Source organism: Candidatus Proelusimicrobium excrementi, from assembly GCF_937881865.1.
Taxonomy (GTDB): Bacteria; Elusimicrobiota; Elusimicrobia; order Elusimicrobiales; family Elusimicrobiaceae; genus Proelusimicrobium; species Proelusimicrobium excrementi.
Window position 1 is genome coordinate 1 of the sequence record NZ_CALGEO010000112.1, and the last position, 4,815, is coordinate 4,815.

Annotated in this window: 4 protein-coding genes; 3 read left to right on the forward strand and 1 reads right to left on the reverse strand. The window is 45.8% G+C overall.

The features are described 5' to 3' along the window. Positions 1–391 precede the first annotated feature (391 nt). The 3 genes from ACQY26_RS05085 to ACQY26_RS05095 all read left to right on the forward strand — a co-directional run bounded on the left by ACQY26_RS05085 (position 392) and on the right by ACQY26_RS05095 (position 4,146). On the forward strand, positions 392–1,378 hold the full coding sequence (locus ACQY26_RS05085) for a hypothetical protein (RefSeq protein WP_428048060.1): 987 nt from the start codon (positions 392–394) through the stop codon (positions 1,376–1,378). A gap of 395 nt (positions 1,379–1,773) precedes the next feature. After that, positions 1,774–2,043, forward strand: coding sequence for a 30S ribosomal protein S15 (gene rpsO / locus ACQY26_RS05090; protein ID WP_428048062.1), 270 nt, complete (start codon positions 1,774–1,776; stop codon positions 2,041–2,043). Between the two features lie 3 nt (positions 2,044–2,046). Beyond that, complete coding sequence (locus ACQY26_RS05095) at positions 2,047–4,146, forward strand: polyribonucleotide nucleotidyltransferase (RefSeq protein ID WP_428048063.1); 2,100 nt, start codon at positions 2,047–2,049, stop codon at positions 4,144–4,146. 249 nt (positions 4,147–4,395) lie between these two features. On the opposite strand, the gene ACQY26_RS05100 is transcribed toward ACQY26_RS05095, so the two are convergent. After that, a partial coding sequence (locus ACQY26_RS05100; protein WP_428048065.1) for a hypothetical protein occupies positions 4,396–4,815 on the reverse strand: 420 nt, incomplete at its 5' end.

A 4,815-nucleotide genomic window follows, 5' to 3' on the forward strand; every position in this document is an offset into this window, starting at 1 on the left:
ACGCTTTCCGCCGAGGAGCTCTTTCATCGCCCCGTTACCGTCGGCCTTTCCTGCGCCGAAGTGATATACAAATCCTTTCTTACTGACTTTCGCCTGCTTTTTACAAGCGGCTTTCGCGCAAACTTTCTTTGCGGCTTTCACAGTCTTTTTAGCTGCCATAGAACTCTCCATAAACGAAATAACGCGCGGAAAACCAACGTCTTCCACGTCGTACAAAACTTCTATTACATTGATATTCTATTAAATTGACCCAAATAAAGCAATAAATCTGAATTTTTTTAACATCGGCGCGCAAAAAATCCGCGCATAGGCCGGGATATAGGCCCTTTTTTCCTTTTCCGCGGGCCTTTGGGCCCTTGTCTTCAAAACATTAAAATGCAATAATCCCTATATGAAATACATTTTATCCGTATTTACGTTTATTTTATCGTCCGTGATTTTGAGCGGAGCTTCCTGGAGTCATCTTCCGCAAAACGGCAGCTATGGCAGATTTTTGGTATACAATATAGTCAACCAAAGAGAAATCCGCTATTGCACCTACGGAACCCCCGAGTTAACCGAGGATTATTATCTATCCCTCTTTTTTGAGGCCTCCGTCAGAAGCTGGACGCTGGAATCCGCCGATTGGCTGGAAAAATCAAACCGGGCCGAAGAGTTCAAAGACATTATAGATTTGTTAAAAAGGCCTTTGCCCATTGTAAATAAAGGCAAATGTTCTTCCCAAACTAGAAGCCAAACCGATATTGAAATAGTTTCCGACTCCGCAATATGCAACAGAACCGACCGTTCTTATTTTGTCAAACAAGGCAGCAGATTCGGCAGCCCTTTGCAGATATGCATTTTAGAAACGAAGAAACAACTGCGCGGTAAAGTTTGGCTTGAACTCGGCGGGTTGGATATCACGGTGTCAAAAACGTCAAAGAAAAAATTTAAAAAAGCCCTAGAATATATCAAAAATCTGAAAGACGGAAAAATTACGTCATTTTCTCCGCAAGATTTACCGATGACTTATACAACAATGCAGCATGAAGTAGGCCACGCTTTAGGCTTAGCGGATGAGTATGAAGGTCAATATACACACGATAAAGAATACTCCTCCCCCTTTAGAGGAGCGGGCATCATGCGCTACTCCGACGGCATCATTTCCGCAGATGATATTACAGGGCTGATAACTTTAATGGACAGAGCCCTTTTAAAGAAACGTTCTTTCCTTCCGTTGGAAGATAATATCCCCGGCGAAATAATCGACGGCAAATTCACTTTGCCGCAGGGGAGCGAAACAGCTCTCCCGGAAAAAGAACGGCAAAAGCTGAAAAACGATTTAAGAATCACGGACGATGACTATAAAAAAATGATGCGGAAGTACAATGCTTTATAGCCGCGCCGAAGCCGCCAAAACCCTTTGCCCGTAAGGCCCATAAAAGCCTAGGCCCAAATTACTCTTTATTTTGGGCCCTTAGGCCCTTTCAAAGCATATGCACAATTAGATAAAGTATAAATACAACGAAGAAAGATATTTCAATTTACCCTCCAAGGCAGCCTTTACCCCTAGGCTGCCTTTCCCTTTTAAAGGATTAAAAAATACTTTCGCCCAGCCTTTTTACGGGCATTGCGCCTACGATAATATGTTATAATATATGTGTATCTGTTAAGATACAATATAAATAAGGAGAAGATTAAACTCTTGCTTGGTGCGGGCTTATCAGTCATGCAAATTGATTGCAGCGCAGGCCCATACTCGGTATGAAGTTATTAATCTAAGTGTACAAAATAATGGCATTAACAGTAAAAGACAGAAAAGACATAATCTCAAAATTCCAGCAGAGCGCTAACGATACCGGCAGTGCTTCCGTACAGATTGCTTTAATCACCGAAAGGATTCAGTATCTTACGAACCACCTCAAAGCCAACCCGAAAGACTTCGCCGGCGAAAGAGGCCTTGTAAAACTCGTAGGCCAGAGAAAAAGACTTTTAGCTTATCTCAAAAAGAACGATTTTGCCAAATATCAGCAATTAACAAAAGAACTCAAAATAAGGAAATAATCAATGACCAACACAACACCAACAAGCCTCAGCGTTGAAGTAGGCGGCAAGACCATTACCTTTGAAACCGGTCTTATAGCCAAACAATCTGACGGCTCCGTAGTGGCAAGACTTGGCGACACGATGGTGCTCGCCGCCGCGGTTTCAGATAAAAACCAAAAACCCGGTTTGCAAGATTTCGTGCCTCTTACGGTAAACTATAAAGAAAGAACTTACGCCGCGGGCAAAATCCCCGGCGGTTTCTTTAAAAGAGAATCAAGACCCAGCAAGAAAGAAACTTTATCTTCCCGTCTGATCGACCGCTCAATGAGGCCGCTCTTCCCGGAAGGCTTCGCTTGCGAAGTCAATATTACCGCCATGGTAATTTCGGCCGACGGCGTAAATGACAGCGACGTGCTCAGCATAGCCGCTTCCAGCGCGGCCACCGTAATTTCCTCCATTCCGTTTACCACCCCGGTAGCCGGCGTAAGAGTAAACAGAATAAACGGCCAATATGTAATCAACCCTACGATTGAAGAGCGCAAAACCGCGGATATGGACCTTGTAATTGCCGGCACTTTAGACGGCATTATGATGGTTGAAGGCGGCGCGCACGAAGTCGAAGAAGAAGCTTTGGTAAAAGCCATTGAAATCGCCCAGCCCGAAATCAAAAAGCTTTGCCAGGCCCAGCTTGACTTAAGGGAAAAAGCCGGCAAACCGAAATTTGAATTCGCCGCGGAAACCTTACCGCAGGACGTTCTTGATATTTCCAACAACAAATACAGAGCGGAAGTAAAAAACATCCTTCACGGTTTCTACGACAAACAAACCAGGGATACCAAAATCGCCCAGCTTAAGGAAACTTTCAAAAACGAACTTACCGAAGCATACCCGGAACAGGCTCAGGCCTATGCCGATTTTGCCATGGAAATGCTCGCTTATGAAGAATCCCGCGCAATGGTTCTTAACGAAGGCGTCCGCGTAGACGGCAGAAAGACGGAAGAAATCCGCCCGCTTAGCTCCATGGTGGGCTTACTTCCCGGCGCGCACGGTTCCGCTTTGTTTACCAGAGGGCAGACGCAGTCCTTGGCAGTCGCCACTTTAGGCACCGCCGACGACGCGCAAATGGTTGAAGGCCTTGAAGAAACCTATGACGAGAAGTTTATGCTTCACTATAACTTCCCCGGTTTCGCCACAGGCGAATGCAAACCCGACAGATCCCCCGGCAGACGCGAAATCGGCCACGGCGAACTTGCCAGAAGGGCTTTACTCCCCCTCTTGCCTAGCGAAGCCGAATTCCCTTATACCATAAGGGTTGTTTCCGACATTATGGAATCAAACGGTTCCTCCTCAATGGCGAGCGTTTGCGGCGGTTCTTTGGCTCTGTTTGACGCCGGCGTGCCGATGAAAGGCACCTGCTCCGGCATCGCCATGGGCTTAATCACGCAAGGCGACAAATACGCCGTCCTTTCAGACATCATGGGCCTTGAAGACCACTTAGGCGACATGGACTTTAAGCTTACCGGCTCCAGAAAAGGCATTACCGCCTTCCAAATGGATCTTAAGCTTGCAAGCGGCATTTCCTTGGACGTGCTCAGAAAAGCTATCGCCCAAGCCACCCGCGGCAGACTTTTCATTATGGATCACATGGAAAGCACCCTTAAAGACCCCAGACCGAATATCTCCAAGAAAGCGCCCGTTATCTACACGATGACTATCCCGCAAGATAAAATCGGCGCGTTAATCGGCCCCGGCGGCAAGAACATTAAGAGAATCACCGAAGCCACCGAAACCAAAATCGACATCAACGACGACGGTAAAGTAATGATAGCCGCCGCCAATGACGATAAATTGCAGGCGGCCAAGGCTGAAATCGAACTCCTGACTAAAGATGTGGAAGTCAATCAAATCTATAAAGGCAAAGTAGTTTCAATACAACCTTTCGGCGCATTTGTGGAACTCTTGCCCGGTAAAGACGGACTTCTGCATATCTCCGAGATTGACAAAAAGAGAATCAATAAAGTCGAGGATGTTCTTGCTTTAGGCGATATCGTGGAAGTTAAAGTAGTCGAAATCGATAATAACGGCAAAGTAAGGCTTTCAAGAAAAGCTTTGCTTAAATAGCCTTAAGCCTAGAAGTAAATTTAAAGCCCGCTCTTTGTGAGCGGGCTTTTTTAATTCAGCGATAGAAAAGTGCTAGCCGTGAAAGATAAATATAGACCGAGCAAAAAACATAAAGCAGGCCCAATGCGGAAGTCTGCTAGCCGTGAATACGCACGTTTACATGAGTAAACATTCGCCTAAATACACGGTTAAGCAAAGTCTGCTAGCAAAATAGACCGGCAGCTCGCGAGTAAAAATACCCTTGCAGGCTCAAGACGGACGCCTGCCCTGACTGCAAATCTTCCTCATCTGTTTTAAAAAACTTCCGCCCTGATCGTCAAACTCTATAGAGTGATTGCAGCGGTAGCCGTTGCGCTGTTGCTCGTAATGGATATGTTTCTTGCCCTTTGCGCCGGGGCCGCCTTTCTCGTGAGTGGTGTTCCTTAAACTGCGCCCGTTGCCAAGGTCGATTTCTTTCTTTTCACCGCTAAGAAAAGCCTCATCTCCGCAAATCTTATTTAAGACATCGCTTGAAAACACGTCTTTCAGCGCGATATTATTAGGTTTCAAATCAACGCTTATTTCAACTTCCGGCATATATCCGCCGCCTCTCTCATTTTTAAAAGCTTTGACAAAGGCCCCGTTCTCAGCCCCCGGCATTTTGCTGTTAGAATACTGATTGCATTTATT

Coding starts and splice junctions, on each gene's coding strand:
- ACQY26_RS05085 (WP_428048060.1), top strand. CDS start 392: ATGAAATACATTTTATCCGTATTTACGTTTATTTTATCGTCCGTGATT.
- rpsO (WP_428048062.1), top strand. CDS start 1,774: ATGGCATTAACAGTAAAAGACAGAAAAGACATAATCTCAAAATTCCAG.
- ACQY26_RS05095 (WP_428048063.1), top strand. CDS start 2,047: ATGACCAACACAACACCAACAAGCCTCAGCGTTGAAGTAGGCGGCAAG.